The sequence below is a fragment of the Planococcus alkaliphilus genome, assembly GCF_057031095.1.
This window is the reverse complement of the sequence record NZ_CM168060.1, coordinates 2,434,116-2,452,761: the sequence shown is the minus strand read 5'-3', so window position 1 is coordinate 2,452,761 and position 18,646 is coordinate 2,434,116. Positions and strand designations below refer to the sequence as shown.

Sequence of the window (18,646 nt, the reverse complement as noted above, 5' to 3'; positions counted from 1 at the left end):
CTTTCGCTTTTCGGTGTCCAGACTCCAGCGCCCAGATTCTCGGGACATAAGCCACTCTGGCTATGCGGCTGAAGAAACGCCGCTTCGCCAGATCGTCTTAAGCCCGACGAATCTACATGGGCGCTTCCGCTTTTCGGTCTCCAGACTCCAGTGGCTAGCTCCTCGTGTCATAAGCCAACCCAGCTGTGCGGCAAAGAGCACCGCTTCGCTGTTGTGTCTTATGCCAGTCGGAGCTGGACAGCCGCTTCCGCTTTTCGATGTCCAGACTCCAGCGGCTAGCTCCTCGTGTCATAAGCCAGCCCAGCTGTGCGGCAAAGAGCGCCGCTTCGCTGTTGTGTCTTATGCCAGTCGGAGCTGAACAGCCGCTTCCGCTTTTCGATGTCCAGACTCCAGCCGCTTCCGCTTTTCTTAGCTTCTGCTCGTTGCGAGCAACTGCTGCTTTTTGGCTGACCAGTTGCTTGCAATAAAGAAGCAAGTGATTAAGATGGCTGTTCCGAAAATATACGGGAAGCTCATGTCGATATCGAAAAGAATTCCTGCCATTGCAGGGCCGAACATATTCCCTAAACTCATATAAGCATTGTTCATGCCGGCTGCGAACCCTTGCTCGTTGCCTGCAAGTTTGGAAATCAGCGTATTGATGGCAGGCCGCAGCAGAGAGGCAGCTGTAAAGAAGACAGCAGATACTAAAAGAATGGTCCAGAATGTGTTAACAAATAAGATTCCGATCATCGCCCCTGCAGAAACCAGCAAGTTCACCAGAATAACTTTCATTTCTCCGAAGCGTTTGAATAATTTATTGATGACAAAGGTTTGTACGATGACGCCGACGAACCCGCCGATAGTGATCAGGACTGCAATCTCCTTCGGGGTGAATTGATATTTCTTGTCGACGTACAAAGCGATCGTCGATTGGAAATTCGCTAATCCGAAAGCGAAAATCAGCATCACCAAAAGCATGACGAAATACGGAGTCGTGGTCGAACGTTTTAGTTGCTGCAAGAGGTTCTCAGCTTTAGCTGGTACCGATGGAATGGTCGGCGCTACGTTCGGCAAGGCGAAAAACGAAATTACAGCCGCAATCAAAGCGACAGCTGTAGCCACATAAAAAGGAAATTGCAAGCTGACTTCGGCTAAAAATCCGCCAAAACCGGGACCGACCATGAAGCCAAGCGACATGGAGGCTCCAAGCAGGCCCATGCCTTTTCCGCGTTCTTCAAAAGTAGTGATATCGGCAACGAAAGCCATCATCGGGGGAATCAGGAAAGCTGCTCCTAGGCCGCTGAAAAAACGTGCCAAGTACAAAATCCATAAATCTGAAGCTAGACCGAAGACGAGTTGCGAAAGTCCAAAAATGATTAATCCGATAATGATCAGTTTTTTGCGTCCGTATTTATCGGATAACTGTCCGGATAATGGGGAGAAAAGAAATTGGGCGAGGGCGAAAGTGGCGATTAACGTACCAAGTGCTTGTCCAGCGACACCGAACGTGTCCAGGTATTCCGGCATAATCGGTATGATGAGGCCGATGCCGCTCATTGCGATAAACATATTGAACATCAATACATACAACGCGAAATTATTTGATTTTGCGGCCATAGCGTATCCTTCTTTCACTGTCTATATTTCGTGTTCCTAAATTTTATCATAAAGGCACTCAATACCATACCCTTTTGCCCAAAGAAAAAACAGGCAGCTGGCTGCCTGTCAATTCTCCATATCCATTTTGAATTCCAAAAATAATTCATTGTAGATGCCGAGCATTTCTAGACCTAAGTTTTCATATACTTCTAAGCGTTCCCGCAGTTCTTCAGGAGGATAAAAGCGTTCATCTCCAGTCACTTCGGGATCCATAATTTCAATGGCTGCTTGGTTTGGCGTTGAATAACCGACATAATCTGCATTTTGAGCCGCAACTTCTGCATCGAGCATAAAGTTGATGAACGCATGGGCGCCTTCTACATTGCTTGAAGTTTTCGGAATAACCATATTGTCAAACCACAAGTTCGACCCTTCTTCTGGCACCGAGTAATCGATGTTTTCATTGATCCACATCATATCTGCCGCTTGTCCGGACCACGTCAAAGCAACAGCCGCTTCTTCGCGGCGCATCATTTCGACGATTTCATCCCCGATAATGGCTTTAGTATTCGGGCCGAGCGTCTTCAATTTGTCGGTAGCTTCCCGGAGCTCCGAGACATCTGTAGAGTTCAATGAATAGCCCAGGCTGTTCAAGCCCATTCCGATGACTTCACGTGCACTGTCGACCAGAATGACTTCCTGTTTTAATGTGGGATCCCATAGGTCGTCCCAGCTTTCGAACGTTTGCCCTTCCAGTAAAGTCGGATTGTATGCAATTCCGACGGTTCCCCAGAAATAAGGGATGGAATATTCATTGCCTGGATCGAAAGGGAGGTCCAGGAAGTAAGGATCGATATTAGTGAGGTTCGGAATTTTCTCCGAATCGATCGGGATCAATAAATCATTTTCCTTCATTTTTTCGATGGCATATTCTGAAGGCATGGCGACATCATAAGATGTACCGCCTTGTTCGATTTTTGTCATCATCGCTTCGTTTGAATCGAATGTTTCATACACGACATTGATATTGGTTTCGTCTTCAAATTGCTGGACGAGTTCCGGATCAATGTATTCGCCCCAGTTGTAGACGGTGATCGATCCACCGCCAGTCGTCGCAGAACTTTTTTCGAGGACGGATACGCCGTAAAGAAGCAAGGCAGAAGCGACCAGAATTGCAACAGTTGCTTGAATAATGCTTTTCATCTTAATGGCCTCCTGTTCCGATGCTATTCCGTGCCCGTTGGTTAAAGAAATAATAGCCGACCACAAGGCCGAGGGTGACGATGAATATCAGAGCGGAAAGTGCATTGATCGTCAAGGTGATTCCGGCACGCGCCATCGAATAGATTTCAACGGAAAGCGTTGAGAATCCGTTTCCTGTGACAAAGAAGGTAACCGCAAAGTCATCCAATGAATAAGTTAACGCTAAAAAGAATCCGGCGAAAATCCCCGGCTTGATGTAAGGGATGATTACCCGTGTCAAAATATCGCGTTTAGAAGCACCCAGATCCGCTGCAGCGTCAATTAACGTGCTGCTCATTTCCTGCAGTTTAGGCAAGACCATGATGACGACGATTGGAATGCTGAAAGCGATATGGGAAATCAGTACGGAAGCGAAACCGAGCTTAACTCCAATCATCGTAAATAGGATTAAGAACGATGCACCGATAATGACATCCGGGCTGACAATCAAAATGTTGTTCAGTGAAAGCACCGCATTGCGCATTTTCCGGTTTCGCAAAAACACGATCCCGATTGCGCCAAGAACACCGATCGCTGTTGAAATCAGAGACGACAGCAAGGCGACGATGACCGTATTCATCAAAATGATGAGCAGCCGCGTGTCATTGAATACTGCTGCATAATGTTCCAGCGTAAATCCATCAAAACTCGACATCGTACCGCCGCTATTGAATGAGTAAAAGATCAAGTAAAAAATTGGTGCATATAAGATAAAGAAGACAACTGCCAAATAGACTTTTGCTTTTTTACTTAGTTTTCCCATTTGCAGAGCCTCCTTTTTCCCGCTGTCCGGTCAGCATCATAATGATGATCATGAAGAGTATCAAGAACACAGCAATCGTTGAACCCATGCCCCAGTTTTGCGTTACGAGGAATTGCTGTTCAATGGCTGTACCGAGTGTAATGACTTTATTTCCGGCGATTAAACGCGTAATGACGAATAGCGACAGGGCAGGGATGAAGACGGCTTGGACACCGGATTTAACCCCGTTGATCGTCAATGGGAAAATCACTTTTCTGAACGTCATCCATGAAGAGGCGCCAAGGTCGCGCGAAGCATCCATCAAAGCCGGATTCAATTTATCCAAGGAATTGAAAATCGGCAAAATCATGAACGGAATAAAAATATAAACCGATACAAAAATAAAACTGAAATCCGTGAACAGGATTTGCTGTTCGCCTAAGCCGATGGTAGCCAAAAATTTATTGGCTGGACCGTACAAACCGAATATTCCGATGAAGGCATAAGTTTTCAACAGCAAATTGATCCAAGAAGGGATGATGATCAACAATAGCCACAATTGTTTATGCTTCGTTTTCGTCAGCCAATAAGCTGTCGGGTATGCGATCAGGATCGAAAAGAACGTGACCAGGAAGGCATACCAGAATGAGCTCAGTGTCAGCCGTAAATACACGGATGAAAAGAAGTTCTGATAGTTCTCGAGCGTCAAATTCCCTTGCAGGTCGAAGAAGGAATAATAGACGACCAATGCAATCGGCGCAATAACAAACAGCGCAATCCAAATATAATACGGGATTAGATAAAAACTGCGTGCTCCTTTACTATTCATCGGCTTCAACTCCGTACGATTCGAGACGTGCATCAAATGCTTCTTCGGATTCGTTCAAACGCATAACGTGGATTGCTTCCGGGTCGAAATCCAGGCCGATCAGTGAACCGACTTCCGCTTTTTTCGTGGAATGGACGAGCCATTCATTGCCGACTTCATCGATTGTGGAGATTTCGAAATGGACGCCTCGGAATAATTGGGTGTCGACTGTGACGGCCATTTTCCCGTTTTCTACAGCTGTGATTTCAAGATCTTCCGGACGGATGACGATTTCTACTTGTTCGTTCGGATTCAAGCCTTGGTCGACGCATTCGAATTCTTTATTGGCAAAGCGGACACGGTAATCTTCGATCATTTCACCGGCCACAATATTGGATTCACCGATAAAATCTGCAACAAAGCGGTTAATCGGTTCGTCATAAATATCCATCGGCGTGCCGCTTTGCTGAATTTCGCCTGCTTTCATAACGAAAATTTCATCGGACATAGCGAGGGCTTCCTCCTGGTCATGTGTAACAAAAATAAACGTTTTGCCAAGGCGCTGTTGAAGTTCGCGAAGTTCATACTGCATTTCAGTCCGCAATTTCAAATCGAGTGCAGATAACGGTTCATCCAGCAAAATTACTTCGGGGTCATTGACGATCGCTCGCGCAATCGCGACGCGTTGGCGCTGTCCGCCAGACATTTCACTGATTTCCCGGTTTTCATATCCTTTTAAGTTAACGAATTCCAAGGCTTCTTTCACACGGCGTTCAACTTCCGCTTTTTTTAGTTTCTTTATGCGCAGCCCGAAAGCCACATTCTCAAATACATTGAGGTGAGGGAAGAGGGCATAGTCTTGGAAAACCGTATTTACTTGGCGTTCATTGGCGGGAATATTATTAACCTTCTTCCCTTCAATATACACATCGCCTTTAGTCGGCGTAATGAACCCGGCAATCAAACGCAGGATTGTCGTTTTTCCGCAGCCGGATGGGCCGAGAAGTGTATAGAATTTTCCTTTTTCGAGTTCAAAGCTGACATCGTTCAAAACGGGGCCGGCCCCATCATATATTTGCGAAACATTTTCAAAACGAATAATTGATGTATCCAATAGAAATCCCTCCAAATTTACAAGTATGATTGTGTGGCAACAATGATCATTTCTGATTTTCCAGAATGTGCGTTAATAAGCTGATGATGGTCAGAAGCTTCATAATAAAGGGAATCCCCAGCGCTTGCAAGATACTCATTATCTCCAAGGACCAGGCGAACACGTCCTTCAAGGACATAGATAAACGTCTCAGCTAGGGATGGTTCAAAATGTTTAAATTCACCCTTTTCTTCCAGAGTCAGATAAACAGGTTCCATTTCTTTTTCATTCGAAGTAGTGATGAGCCAATCAATCTCATAACCTGAATCCGTGTCTGTATGGATGGTATGATCGCTTGGTGTAAAAACAACTTTCACTTCTTTATCGGAGTCATCGAAAAATTCTTTCGGCGTCGTGCCAAGAACTTCTAATAGCGAAAATAAGGTTTCAATAGAAGGTGAATTCATATCACGTTCTAATTGGGAGATAAACCCTTTGCTCAAATCTGTCCGTTCACCGAGTTCTTCCTGCGTCAATCCATTTTTTAGCCGCAGCCGTTTTATCTTCATTCCGATTTGCACGCAGCTTCACCTCGTTTTATATAGTAATAGTAAACTTTGAATAAATTAAGTTTAGTAAAAATATACTTTAAGTTTACTAACAGCAATTATCATTATACAAAAACCAGTTCGTTTTTCAAGTATAATAAATAATTTAAAGAAATTTTTCTTAAACATTGCTTTTTACCGCAAAACTTTATTATCATTAAGGAATGGAGTAAAACTTGAAAACCTAAAAACACTTTTAACTCAGAATAATGATGATATGATAGTTAAAAGATAACCATGTTTAACCTATCTTTCGGGAGTGATCAATTTGAACGGCAAAATGAATTTTTTCTTGGACCCTAAAAACCGCATTGTCCAAAAATCTTCAATCATGAATTATAAACAGGACCAGCAAGGTCTTTACTTAGTAGCCAATAAACAATTTATCAATTGGATGGATGTCCATACGTATTGCCATACGTGCTTGTCAGCATTGACTTTCGATGATGAATTCGATGCAAGCTATTGCTCAAGCTGCAATGAATGGCGTGAAGAAAAATGCAGTGATATCCATTGTGAATACTGTGAAAAACGGCCGAAACGGCCATTAGATCCCCGCTGATAAGGCGGGGTTTTTTATGCGCTATTTTTTTGTTGGAATATGCTAAACTAAGGGCTATAAAAGAATTTGGGGGATGTATATGAAGAAGGAATTTGTAGTCATCGGCCTTGGGCGATTCGGTGGAAGCATCGTACGTGAGCTGATTGAACAAGATGCAGACGTAATGGCAATAGATAAAGATACTGAACGTGTCGATGAATTTGCGACTATCGCTACACAAGCGGTCGTTGCAGACACAACAGATGAAGCGGTTTTGAAGTCCTTGGGCATCCGCAATTTTGAACATGTCATCGTGGCCATTGGAGAGAATATTCAAGCGAGTATCCTGACGACGTTGATGCTAAAAGAGATTGGGGTCAAAAAAATCACCGTTAAAGCCCAAAATGATTACCACGCTAAAGTATTGAGCAAAATCGGAGCAGATCATGTCGTTCATCCGGAACGGGATATGGGGATTCGAATAGCCCATAATATGTTATCCAATAATGTGTTGGATTACTTAGAGTTATCGGATGAGCATTCGATTGCCGAGATCCAAGCCAATGAAAAGCTCGCAGGGCGAACGTTGATCGGTTTGGACATACGCGCAAAATACGGCATTAATATCGTCGCCATTAAAAGAGAAGGCCAAATCTTAGTATCGCCGCAGGCCGATATGGAAATCGAATTGGCCGACGTATTGATCATCATTGGATCCGATGCGGATATTAACCGGTTCGAGAAAAAAGTACTAAACTAAAAAACTGAAGATAATGAAAAAAACCGTTCGTGTCAGAAATTCCTGATACGAACGGTTTTTTAGTTGATGAGAGTTGAAATTTTTTTCTGATGTCCAGTCTGCAGCACCTAGCTCCTCTAGACGCTTCGGTCTTGCCGATAATGGCAAAGAACGCCATTGCCTTCAAAACCTCCAGCGCTTGTCGGGGCTGAACAGGTGCTTCCGCCTTTCTAGACTTCCATGATGATCGGCAAGATCATTGGGCGGCGTTTTGTTTTTTCGTATAGGTATGGCCCTAACACGTCAGAGATATCGCTTTTCAGCTCCGCCCATTCTGTGTTCTTGCCATGGATCTTTTTGTTCAAATGGCGGTTCAGCATTTGCTGAGCCTCATAAATCATTGTTCCGGATTCACGCATGTAGACAAATCCGCGTGAAATGATGTCCGGACCGGAAACCATTTTGTTTTTCTTCATATCAACGCTGACTACGACAATGACCAATCCTTCTTCAGACAGCACACGGCGGTCACGAAGAACGATATTGCCGATGTCGCCGATGCCGCTGCCGTCAATGTAGACATCTCCGGAAGGGATGCGTCCTGCAACAGAAGCCTCGTTTTGGCTAAGCGCTAAGACATCGCCATTTTCCATGATAAATGTGTTTTCTTCCGGTACATCGCAATCCACAGCTAATTGTGCGTGGATTTTCTGCATCCGGTATTCACCGTGGATCGGCATAAAGAATTTCGGTTTGATCAAACGAAGCATCAATTTGTTTTCCGGTTGAGAACCATGTCCAGAAGTGTGGACGTTGTTCAACGAACCGTGGATAACATCTGCTCCAGCACGGAACAGCAAATTGATTGTACGGTTTACGCTGCTCGTATTTCCCGGAATCGGAGAAGACGAGAAGACGACCGTGTCATTCGGCTGGATTTGAATTTGGCGGTGTGTGCCGTTTGCAATTCTCGAAAGGGCTGCCATCGGTTCACCTTGAGATCCTGTACAAAGGATGAGTACTTCATTGGCAGGCAGGCGGTTCAATGTTTGAGTATCTACGAAAGCATCCTCAGGGGCATTGATATAGCCAAGTTCCCGTCCAATTGTCATTGCATTGTCCATGCTGCGTCCAAATACCGCGATTTTACGGCCTTGAGCCACTGCTTCATCCGTCACTTGCTGAAGACGGTAAATATTAGATGCGAATGTTGCGAAAATTAGGCGGCCATCCACTTTTCTCATAATGTCTTTGATGGATTCGCCGACTTTGCGTTCTGACATCGTAAAGTCAGGAACTTCAGCATTTGTACTATCCGAAAGCAGGCATAAAACGCCTTCACTTCCGATTTGAGCCATTTTCAATAAGTTGGCGGGTTCGCCTACTGGTGTAAAGTCGAATTTGAAATCCCCAGTATGGACGATATTGCCTGGAGGCGTTTTGACCACTACTCCGAAAGCATCTGGTATACTGTGGGTCGTACGGAAGAAACTTACCGAAGTTTTACGGAATTTGATGACATCTTCCTCTTCGATTTCAATCATTTTAGTTTGACGAAGCAAACCGTGTTCTTCTAACTTCTTGCGCAGCAAGCCTAAAGCAAGTTTGCCGCCGTAGACGGGAATGTTGATCTTTTTCAAGAGGTAAGGGATTCCGCCGATATGGTCTTCGTGTCCGTGAGTTACGAACAAGCCTTTGATTTTATCTGCGTTTTTAACGAGATAAGTATAATCCGGAATTACATAATCGATTCCGAGCAAATCGTCTTCCGGAAATTTGATGCCCGCGTCGATCAGGATGATTTCATCCTGGAACTGGACACCGTACGTATTTTTGCCGATTTCGCCTAGTCCGCCGAGTGCGAATACAGCTGTTTGATCATTCTTAACAAATTTCATAATTAGTCCAAACTCTCAACTTCGAAATTTTCGCCGGCTTGTTCGTATTCCAAATGGCTTCCTTCAAGCAGCTGAATATATTCAATGTTGTAGTTGCGGTCTTTCAGGTGGAATCTTACTTCTCGCTCGGATGATGCTTCTACATAGAGGCTCTTAGTGTTTTCGCGAACTGGTACCTCTGCACGGTTTTCTTGATACAATACTTTAAAAATCATAATTTGCTCTCCTTTTGCACGTTCAATTAAATTCACTTTCTTTATATTATCATGACCGTGTTTTAAAATAAAGAATAGCCCTCCTTATTTATTAAGAAGGGCTAAACCGATTATGCAATTTTCTTTTTGTTCATAATGCCGTTTAGCTGTCTGAGAAGTCTTCTTTTCATACGTTTCAGTTTCAGCATGGCTATCTCACTCCTTAGGTGCATTATACTGTATTTTCAGACAAATGTAAAGAATGAGTGCTGTTTTACGATAAAAATTTGATAGGAGAATGATGTATGGGTAAATTATTATTATTGGATATCGATGGAACTTTGATGAATTCGAAAAAAGAAATTCCGGAAAGTGCAAAAGCAGCGCTTCTTCAGGCGAAGGAAAATGGCCATGATTTAGCTATCGCTACCGGGCGCGCACCTTTTATGATTAAAAAAGTTTTGCAGGAAACAGGAATTCGTACATATATTACTTTCAACGGGCAATACATTGTCCATGAAGATGAGTGCATTCACCGCGAAGCATTGGACACAGACATTTTGTCTTCAATTGTGGAATTTGCAGAAAAGCGGGCGCATCCGATTGTTTTCATGAATGATAAGAAAATGGTTTCGTCGATTGATTACCATCCGGATATCGATGAAAGCATCAAAACCTTAAAATTTCCGCATCCTGAAATGGTGGAAGATTTTCATAAAGACAATGAAATTTACCAGGCATTGGTGTTTTGCGAGGAAGATGAAGAGCAGCAATACCATGATTCATTTAAAGAAATGCAATTTGTCCGCTGGCACCGGGTTTCCTGCGACATTTTGCCAAAAGGCGGAACGAAAGCGAGCGGCATTGAACATTTAATCCGCGCCACCGGCCATACGATCGAAGATACGATTGCTTTTGGCGACGGATTGAATGATTTGCAGATGATGGAGAAGGCGGGCGTCAGCGTGGCGATGGCTAATGGCCATGAAGAAACGAAAAAACGCGCGACTTATGTAACGGACCACGTAGATGAAGACGGCCTTGCAAATGCATTCAAACATTTGAAGCTGATTTAAATAGAATAGCGGCAAAATAAAAAGAGGCTCGGATTATTCATCCGAGTCTCTTCCTATTGGCATGGCGTTTTCAATTTCGGCAAATGGATTTTTAGGATTGATGTGATCAAAGAACATAACTCCGTTCAAATGATCGAGCTCATGCTGGAATGCAATAGCCGGCAAACCTTTTAAACGCATTTTGTATTCTTCGCCTTCTATATTAAAAGCTTTGATGGTAATGCGTGCATATCGGGGAACGTATCCTGGAATAGCGCGGTCTACCGACAAGCAGCCTTCGCCAGCGGTTAAATAGGCTTTTTCCACCGAATGGCTGACGATTTTCGGATTGATGGCAATTAAACTCAGGTTTTCGCCGCTTGTTTCATCAAAGTGAAGTGCAAAAATCCGTTTAGCTTTATTGACTTGTGGAGCTGCAATCCCGACACCGGGGCGCAAATCGTATTTTTCGATCAATTCATCATCTTGGCTGTTAATTACATATTGCAAAAGGTCCTCAGCAAGTTTGCGGTCCTCTTCCGCAAGAGGGAAGCTTACTTCCTCTGAACGTTGGCGGAGTGTAGGATGCCCTTCGCGAATTATATCTTTCATGAGTATCAAGTGTATTCATCCTTTCGTACTGACACATTACACTTTAGTATAACGCACGAAAGGGACACCCGGAAAGAAAAATGCAATTCTAACAGTCAGATTAATTTTCATGCTTTATCAACATAGGGAGCGATTTCTAAAAAAGCACTCGTATGCTTATTCCTTTAGCTGAGAGCGTTTCATTAACGTAAAGCATCTTCTGTTAAATAGCGTTTAGTGGAAACAGGTGAGCGCTTGCGCTTTTGTGCGGTGAATATTATAGTTAATTTATGTAATAAGGAGGTTTTTTTGTGAAAAAAGTTTTTATGGCTACGATTTTCTCGAGTGCTTTATTGTTAAGTGCTTGTTCAGGGCAAAATGCCAGTGAAGAATTGGATAATGTCTTACAGGAAACATTTTCTGCTGAAAAAGAGTACCGGGATACTCAAAGTGAAATGGAAAAACTGGAAAAAGACGAACAACAATTATTCGAGTCCATTATGGGCTTGACTCAAGAACAGCAAGAAGAAGTGAGTGGCAAAGCTGAAGAGGCGATGGAATCGGCTGACCAGCGCTTAGAACTTTTGAAAACTGAAAACGAATCGATTAAGGATGCCCAAGAAGAATTTAAAGCGATCGATGCTGTGATTGAAGAAACAGATGAAGAATCACTGAAGACCGATTTAACGGAACTGAAAACGAAAATGCAGGAACGTTTTGAAGCGCACTCGGATTTTGCCGCAGCGTATGAAGAACTGACCGGCCTTCAAAAGGAATTGTACGACATGCTCCTAAACGAAGAAACGGAACTTCAATCGCTGCAGGAAAAAGCGATGGAAGTGAATGAAAAAAATACAGCTGTCCAAGAATCTGTCGAAGTTTTCAATGAGCGGACAGAACAGTTTAATGAGATGAAAGACAAAGTCATTGAAGAACTGGAAAAAGAAGAGAAATAAGGCGAAACGTTCAGCTAAATAAAAAGAAGCATGAAAAAGAGCTGCCCGATAGACTGAGGCAGCTCTTTTTCTGTGCTATAAAAGAGGGTGATATCTCTTTCTGTCATATAATACAGTACTTTGGAAAACAGTAGTACAGTTTTTGGGAAAGGATTATTCACTACCATAAAAGAGGCTTGATAACTAACGGTTCTCAATGATTGACCATGCAAATCAAGTAACGTATACTGAAGAAGAATGTGCAATTGTATTACTATATCAGTAAAGAAATCTTAATACAGATAAAAGGAGAGTTGCTTTTATGGCTGCGAAAAAATCACAGCAATTTGATCCAGTGGAAACACTGCATGCAATTGAAGAAAAGTTTGAAATGGTCCAGGTTCTGAACGAAGAAGGCGAAATCGTCAACGAACAGGCAGACCCGAAATTATCCGATGAAGAATTACAGGAATTAATGAGCCGTATGGTTTATACGCGTATTTTGGATCAGCGTTCAATTTCATTGAACCGCCAAGGTCGTCTAGGTTTCTACGCGCCGACTGCTGGACAGGAAGCGTCTCAATTAGCGTCTCATTTTGCGCTTAAAAAAGAAGATTTCATCTTGCCGGGCTATCGTGATGTTCCGCAACTAATCTGGCACGGCTGGCCATTGCACCAAGCATTCTTGTTCTCGCGTGGACATTTCATGGGGAACCAAATGCCTGAAGGCTTGAACATCTTGCCGCCGCAAATCATTATCGGCGCACAATATATCCAAGCTGCTGGTGTGGCATTAGGTATGCAAAAACGCAAAAAAGAAGCAGTTGCTGTTACTTATACAGGAGACGGCGGTTCTTCACAAGGTGACTTCTATGAAGGCATTAACTTTGCCGGTTCATTCCGTGCACCTGCCATCTTCTTTGTACAAAATAACCAATATGCAATTTCTACACCGCGTGAATTGCAGACTTCTGCGAAAACAATTGCACAAAAAGCAGTAGCTGCCGGAATCCCAGGCGTTCTAGTTGACGGCATGGATCCATTAGCGGTTTATTCAGTAACGCGCGATGCACGTGAACGCGCAATTCGTGGCGAAGGTCCGACATTGATCGAAACGCTTTGCTACCGCTACGGCCCGCATACAATGGCTGGTGATGATCCGACTCGCTACCGTACTTCTGACACAGACAGCGAATGGGAAAAGAAAGATCCGCTTATCCGCTTCCGTAAATATTTAGAAGCGAAAGGCATTTGGAACGAAGAAAAAGAAAACGAAGTAATTGAAAAAGCAAAAGAAGAAATTAAAGCGGCTGTCAAAAAAGCCGATAGTGCTCCGAAACAAACGGTTACTAACCTATTGGAAATCATGTACGAAGAGGTTCCATTCAACGTTCAAGAGCAACTTGATATCTACAAAGCAAAGGAGTCGAAGTAAGCGATGGCACAAATGACTATGGTTCAAGCAATTACCGACGCTCTGAAAACAGAGATGCAAAACGATGAAAATGTACTAGTTTTCGGGGAAGACGTAGGAAATAACGGCGGTGTTTTCCGTGCGACAGAAGGATTGCAAAAAGAATTCGGTGAAGACCGTGTATTCGATACGCCTTTGGCTGAGTCAGGAATCGGCGGCCTTGCAATCGGTCTTGCGCTGCAAGGTTTCCGTCCGGTTCCCGAAATCCAGTTTTTCGGATTTGTTTATGAAGTTATGGATTCAATCAGCGGCCAAATGGCGCGTATGCGTTTCCGCAGCGGCGGCAGCTTAAATGCACCAATCACACTGCGCTCACCTTTCGGCGGCGGTGTTCACACACCTGAAATGCACGCAGACTCTCTAGAATTGCTGATGACTTCACAGCCAGGTTTAAAAGTGGTTGTGCCGTCAACTCCGTATGATGCAAAAGGTTTGTTGATTTCTGCAATCCGCGACAACGACCCGGTTATTTTCCTTGAGCATTTGAAATTATATCGCTCAGGCCGCCAGGAAGTTCCGGAAGAAGCTTATACTATTCCTTTAGGGAAAGCGGATATTAAACGTGAAGGCAAAGATTTGACGATTATTGCATACGGTGCAATGGTGCAAGAAAGTTTGAAAGCGGCCGAAGAACTTGAAAAAGAAGGCTACTCTGCAGAAGTGATCGACCTTCGTACAATCCAGCCTTTGGATATTGAAGCAATTGTCGCTTCAGTAGAAAAAACTGGGCGCGCAATGGTTGTCCAAGAAGCGCAAAAACAAGCGGGTATTGCTGCAAACGTTGTAGCTGAAATCATGGATCGTGCAATTTTGAGTCTAGAAGCTCCTGTATTGCGTGTAACGGCTCCAGATTCTATTTTCCCATTCTCACAAGCTGAACAAGTTTGGCTTCCAAATTCGAAGGATATACTAGAAACAGCTAAGAAAGTGTTAACGTTCTAATTCGTTTAGAAAAGAAAGGGTGAAACTAATGGCTTTTGAATTTCGTTTACCGGATATCGGAGAAGGTATCCACGAAGGTGAAATCGTAAAATGGTTCGTAAAAGCAGGAGATCGAATCGAAGAAGATGACATCATGTTTGAAGTGCAGAACGACAAAGCAGTTGTTGAAATGCCTTCACCAGTATCAGGAACAATCAAAGAGATCATCGTTGAAGAAGGAACGGTAGCAGTTGTTGGTGACGTGCTGGTCCGGATCGAAAGCGACGATGCTTCAGATAACGAAGGAAGCGGAGATGCAGCCCCTTCTGAAAGCAAAGAAGAAACAGAAGAGCAAGTTCAAGCTGGAACAGCTGAATCAGCTCAGAATGTTGAAAAAGAACCCGTAAAAGAAGAAGCGCCTAAAAATGCTGAAACGGGAGCCGGCGAACAGCCTCAAGCTAAAGCGCCAGCTGACCCGAATGCACGTGTAATCGCGATGCCTTCAGTCCGAAAGTTCGCAAGAGAAAAAGACGTGGATATTACACAAGTTTCAGGATCAGGCAATAACGGCCGCATCTTGAAAGAAGATATTGAAACGTTCTTGAGCGGTGGACAAGAGCAAGCAGTTGCTGAAAGTGCTCCTGAAACGGAAGCGGTTGAAAAAGAATCTGCTAAAGAACCAGCAGCTTCAAAAGCGCCGGCTGTTCCTGAAGGCGACTTCCCAGAAACACGCGAGAAGATGTCAGGCATCCGCAAAGCGATTGCAAAAGCGATGGTGCATTCAAAACATACAGCTCCTCACGTTACGTTAATGGACGAAGTGGACGTTACAGAACTTGTCGCACACCGCAAAAAATTCAAGGATATTGCGGCTGAAAAAGAAATCAAGCTGACTTATTTGCCATATGTAGTAAAAGCTTTGGTAAGCACATTGCGTGAATTCCCGGCATTGAATACGTCTTTCGATGATGAAACAAGCGAAATCATCCAAAAACATTATTTCAATATCGGAATTGCAGCAGATACTGAGAAAGGCCTTATGGTTCCTGTTATTAAAAATGCAGACCGTAAATCCGTCTTCTCGATTTCTGATGAAATTAATGGACTTGCAACAAAAGCGCGTGAAGGCAAATTGACTGCTGCTGAGATGAAAGGCGCTTCGTGCTCAATCACGAATATCGGTTCTGCCGGCGGCCAATGGTTCACTCCAGTCATCAACCACCCTGAAGTAGCAATTCTTGGAATTGGCCGCATCGCTGAGAAGCCAGTAATTAAAAATGGTGAAATTGTTGCTGCACCTGTGTTAGCATTATCATTGAGCTTTGATCATCGCATGATTGACGGAGCAACAGCGCAACACGCATTAAATCACATCAAACGCTTATTAAGCGAACCTGAATTATTATTAATGGAGGCGTAAAAATTATGGTAGTAGGAGATTTTCCAATCGAAACAGATACGCTCGTCATCGGCTCAGGCCCTGGCGGATATGTAGCAGCAATCCGTGCAGCGCAAACTGGCCAAAAAGTAACAATCGTTGAGAAAGAATATATCGGGGGCGTATGCTTGAACGTCGGCTGTATCCCTTCGAAAGCGCTTATCTCAGTGGGCCACCGTTTTGAAGAAGCTCAACATTCAGATGATATGGGTATTGTCGCTAAAGAAGTATCCATTAACTTTGAAAAAGCGCAAGCATTCAAAAACGGCGTTGTGAAAAAATTGACTGGCGGTGTTGAATCGCTTCTAAAAGGAAATAAAGTTGAAATCGTTCGCGGTGAAGCTTATTTCGTAGATGAAAATTCAGTACGCGTTATGGACGAAAAATCATCGCAAACTTATACATTTAAAAATGTAATCATTGCGACAGGATCTCGCCCGGTGGAAATTCCAACTTTCAAATTCTCTAAACGCGTCATCAATTCTACAGGTGCTTTAGCACTTCAAGAAGTTCCTAAAAAACTTGTCGTTATCGGCGGCGGCTATATCGGAACTGAACTTGGAACTGCTTATGCAAATCTTGGATCAGAAGTTACTATCCTTGAAGGTGCACCTGATATTCTTGCTGGATTCGAAAAGCAAATGACGGCTATCGTCAAAAAAGGCTTGAAGAAAAAAGGCGTTGAAGTTATCACTAAAGCATCTGCTAAAGGTGTAGAAGAAACTGAAAACGGCGTTACTGTAAAATATGAAGCAGGCGGGGAAGAAAAAACCGTTGAAGCGGATTATGTATTGGTAACAGTTGGACGCCGTCCAAACACGGATGAAATGGGACTTGAAGAAGTCGGAGTGAAAATGTCTGAACGCGGTTTGATCGAAGTCGACAAACAATGCCGTACAAACATTCCTAACTTCTATGCAATCGGGGACGTAGTACCTGGACTTCAACTTGCTCACAAAGCATCTTACGAAGGTAAAGTCGCTGCAGAAGCAATTGCTGGCGAAAAATCAGAAGTGGATTACTTGGCAATCCCTGCTGTCTGCTTCACAGATCCTGAACTTGCAAGCGTCGGTTTAACTGAAGAGCAAGCGAAAGAACAAGGATTTGAAGCGGCTGCTGCTAAATTCCCATTCGGAGCTAATGGCCGTGCACTTGCATTGAATGCATCTGAAGGTTTTGTGAAACTTGTTTCACGCAAATCAGATGGTTTATTGCTTGGTGCTCACATCGTTGGTGCTGGTGCGTCTGATATGATCGCTGAATTAGGCCTTGCTATTGAAGCGGGTATGACAGTCGAAGACATCGCAATGACGATCCACGCTCACCCAACATTGGCTGAAATTACAATGGAAGCTGCAGAAGTGGCACTTGGAACTCCAATCCATATCATTAAATAATGAAAGAAGAAATCCGCATTTTCATGCGGGTTTCTTTTTTTGGTTCTACACTAATTGTTGGGGTGTTGAAACAATTCGGCCCAAAAAAAGACACGCAATCTCCAAATTCTTTTATACTTGAAATGTCGAATAACAAGTAAAGAAGAGGAGATGCGTGCACTTGAATTTTACCATGAAATTTCCCGGATTAGAAGATGTGAAAATAACGAAAATGGAACAAGTGGAGGACCGTGTGGCGCTACATGTGGAGTTGGAGGTGGGGGCCCAAAGCTGTCCGCGCTGCCAGGAAAAGACCCGGCGTGTCCACGATTACCGCATCCAAAAGATTAAGCACCTGAAATGGTTTGAACGGCTGACCTACCTGTTTTACAAGAAAAGACGTTATGCTTGCGGGGCGTGTGGCAAGAAATTTGCCGAGAAGAATTCATTCATCGATCGCTATCAACGGTTCTCAAAAGAGTGGAACCAAGCGGTTCATGTGCGCAGCGTCAAGGCGAAAACGTTCAAGGAAGTGGCCGGACAATACGGCGCTTCCGCTTCGACCATCGTTCGGCGTTTCGATCTGGTGGCGCTCCAGGAAGTTACTGAAACCGCAAAATTACCGCGTGTGATCGCCATCGACGAATACAAAGGCGACACCCGTGAAGGAAAGTACCAACTGATTATCGCCGATGGCGAAACGAGAGAACCGATCGATATCCTGCCCAACCGGAAAAAAGAGACGATCAAACAGTATCTCCAACAGCACGGAGCTGCGGTGGAAATCGTCGTCATGGACATGAGCCATTCCTTTAAAGCCGCGGTCAAAAAAGCACTCGGCAAACCGGTGATCATCGCCGATCGCTTCCACTTCTGCCGGTACATTTACTGGGCGCTGGACGCGGTCCGCAGACGCGTGCAGAAAAGTTGGAACGACTATGACCGCAAAAAAGGCAAACGGATGCGCTACGTCTTTTACAAAAACAGTGAGAAGTTAACCGAAAAGGACCGTTGGTACTTGAAGCGGTATCTTGAAATGGATGAGGAGCTCAAACGAGCTTACGAACTGAAGGAAGCGTATTGCACGTGGTTTCAGGCAAGCAAAAAAAGAGATCCCGAGGAAATCCTCAAGACCAAAGAAGCGTTGCTGGAATTTTATCGGCTGGTGGAACAAGCGGGCATTCCCGAGTTCCAGAAAGCCATGGGCACCTTCCGAAACTGGCAGACGGAAATCTTGAACAGCTTCTCGTTCAAGTATTCCAATGGTTTCTTGGAAGGCATCAATAACCTGACAAAAGTGATTAAGCGGAACGCGTTCGGCTTTCAGAATTTCGAACGCGCCCGCGCCAAAATACTACTGACACACAAGTATAAGAATATGGGAGTTCACGTTGGTTAGAGTGAGGAAGA

Annotated in this window: 18 protein-coding genes; 9 read left to right on the top strand and 9 right to left on the bottom strand. The window is 44.0% G+C overall.

Features of this window, described 5'->3' with window-relative positions:
• Positions 1–408: 408 nt before the first annotated feature.
• The 6 genes from AC2EXB_RS13175 to AC2EXB_RS13150 form a co-directional block, all read right to left on the bottom strand.
• Positions 409–1,599 (bottom strand): MFS transporter, encoded by a 1,191-nt coding sequence (locus AC2EXB_RS13175; protein WP_483601899.1) that lies wholly within the window; start codon positions 1,597–1,599, stop codon positions 409–411.
• A gap of 108 nt (positions 1,600–1,707) precedes the next feature.
• Positions 1,708–2,784, bottom strand: coding sequence for an ABC transporter substrate-binding protein (locus tag AC2EXB_RS13170; RefSeq protein WP_235196685.1), 1,077 nt, complete (start codon positions 2,782–2,784; stop codon positions 1,708–1,710).
• Between the two features lies 1 nt (position 2,785).
• On the bottom strand, positions 2,786–3,586 hold the full coding sequence (locus AC2EXB_RS13165; protein WP_235196684.1) for an ABC transporter permease: 801 nt from the start codon (positions 3,584–3,586) through the stop codon (positions 2,786–2,788).
• Positions 3,570–4,394, bottom strand: coding sequence for an ABC transporter permease (locus AC2EXB_RS13160; protein ID WP_483601896.1), 825 nt, complete (start codon positions 4,392–4,394; stop codon positions 3,570–3,572). The genes AC2EXB_RS13165 and AC2EXB_RS13160 overlap by 17 nt, the downstream gene beginning before the upstream one ends.
• Entirely contained in the window at positions 4,387–5,487 is a 1,101-nt protein-coding gene (locus tag AC2EXB_RS13155; RefSeq protein WP_235196682.1) for an ABC transporter ATP-binding protein, read from the bottom strand. Before AC2EXB_RS13155 ends, AC2EXB_RS13160 begins: the two co-directional genes overlap by 8 nt.
• 17 nt (positions 5,488–5,504) lie before the next feature.
• Complete coding sequence (locus tag AC2EXB_RS13150) at positions 5,505–6,047, bottom strand: helix-turn-helix domain-containing protein (protein ID WP_235196680.1); 543 nt, start codon at positions 6,045–6,047, stop codon at positions 5,505–5,507.
• Positions 6,048–6,333: 286 nt separating this feature from the next.
• On the opposite strand from AC2EXB_RS13150, the gene AC2EXB_RS13145 reads away from it, so the two are divergent.
• Both AC2EXB_RS13145 and AC2EXB_RS13140 read left to right on the top strand, forming a co-directional pair.
• Positions 6,334–6,636 (top strand): hypothetical protein, encoded by a 303-nt coding sequence (locus AC2EXB_RS13145; protein WP_483601893.1) that lies wholly within the window; start codon positions 6,334–6,336, stop codon positions 6,634–6,636.
• Between the two features lie 79 nt (positions 6,637–6,715).
• Positions 6,716–7,375 (top strand): potassium channel family protein, encoded by a 660-nt coding sequence (locus tag AC2EXB_RS13140; RefSeq protein ID WP_235196678.1) that lies wholly within the window; start codon positions 6,716–6,718, stop codon positions 7,373–7,375.
• 209 nt (positions 7,376–7,584) lie between these two features.
• Here AC2EXB_RS13140 and rnjA read toward each other — a convergent pair whose 3' ends face one another.
• Both rnjA and AC2EXB_RS13130 read right to left on the bottom strand, forming a co-directional pair.
• Positions 7,585–9,252 (bottom strand): ribonuclease J1, encoded by a 1,668-nt coding sequence (rnjA, locus tag AC2EXB_RS13135; RefSeq protein WP_251474697.1) that lies wholly within the window; start codon positions 9,250–9,252, stop codon positions 7,585–7,587.
• Between the two features lie 2 nt (positions 9,253–9,254).
• Complete coding sequence (locus AC2EXB_RS13130; protein ID WP_235196677.1) at positions 9,255–9,467, bottom strand: DNA-dependent RNA polymerase subunit epsilon; 213 nt, start codon at positions 9,465–9,467, stop codon at positions 9,255–9,257.
• A 284-nt stretch (positions 9,468–9,751) separates the two neighbouring features.
• Between AC2EXB_RS13130 and AC2EXB_RS13125 the strand changes: the two genes are divergently transcribed.
• Positions 9,752–10,522 (top strand): Cof-type HAD-IIB family hydrolase, encoded by a 771-nt coding sequence (locus AC2EXB_RS13125; RefSeq protein ID WP_483601890.1) that lies wholly within the window; start codon positions 9,752–9,754, stop codon positions 10,520–10,522.
• A gap of 33 nt (positions 10,523–10,555) precedes the next feature.
• Here the strand turns inward: AC2EXB_RS13125 and def are convergent, their stop codons facing one another.
• Positions 10,556–11,122 carry a peptide deformylase gene (def, locus tag AC2EXB_RS13120; protein WP_235196675.1) on the bottom strand — a complete coding sequence of 189 codons (567 nt, stop codon included), beginning with the start codon at positions 11,120–11,122 and terminating at the stop codon, positions 10,556–10,558.
• A 281-nt stretch (positions 11,123–11,403) separates the two neighbouring features.
• Between def and AC2EXB_RS13115 the strand changes: the two genes are divergently transcribed.
• From AC2EXB_RS13115 to AC2EXB_RS13090, 6 genes are all read left to right on the top strand, one after another.
• A complete protein-coding gene (locus AC2EXB_RS13115) occupies positions 11,404–12,048 on the top strand; it encodes a YkyA family protein (protein WP_483601888.1) in 645 nt (214 codons plus the stop codon).
• 301 nt (positions 12,049–12,349) lie between these two features.
• Positions 12,350–13,462 carry a pyruvate dehydrogenase (acetyl-transferring) E1 component subunit alpha gene (gene pdhA, locus AC2EXB_RS13110; protein ID WP_052651046.1) on the top strand — a complete coding sequence of 371 codons (1,113 nt, stop codon included), beginning with the start codon at positions 12,350–12,352 and terminating at the stop codon, positions 13,460–13,462.
• A gap of 3 nt (positions 13,463–13,465) precedes the next feature.
• Positions 13,466–14,443: an alpha-ketoacid dehydrogenase subunit beta gene (locus tag AC2EXB_RS13105; protein ID WP_235196672.1), complete on the top strand. Its 978-nt coding sequence runs from the start codon at positions 13,466–13,468 to the stop codon at positions 14,441–14,443.
• A gap of 28 nt (positions 14,444–14,471) precedes the next feature.
• A complete protein-coding gene (locus tag AC2EXB_RS13100; RefSeq protein WP_235196671.1) occupies positions 14,472–15,842 on the top strand; it encodes a dihydrolipoamide acetyltransferase family protein in 1,371 nt (456 codons plus the stop codon).
• Positions 15,843–15,847: 5 nt separating this feature from the next.
• Positions 15,848–17,257, top strand: coding sequence for a dihydrolipoyl dehydrogenase (gene lpdA / locus AC2EXB_RS13095; RefSeq protein WP_052651049.1), 1,410 nt, complete (start codon positions 15,848–15,850; stop codon positions 17,255–17,257).
• Between the two features lie 154 nt (positions 17,258–17,411).
• Positions 17,412–18,635, top strand: a complete 1,224-nt coding sequence (locus AC2EXB_RS13090; RefSeq protein WP_483601885.1) for an ISL3 family transposase — start codon at positions 17,412–17,414, stop codon at positions 18,633–18,635.
• Positions 18,636–18,646: the final 11 nt, after the last annotated feature.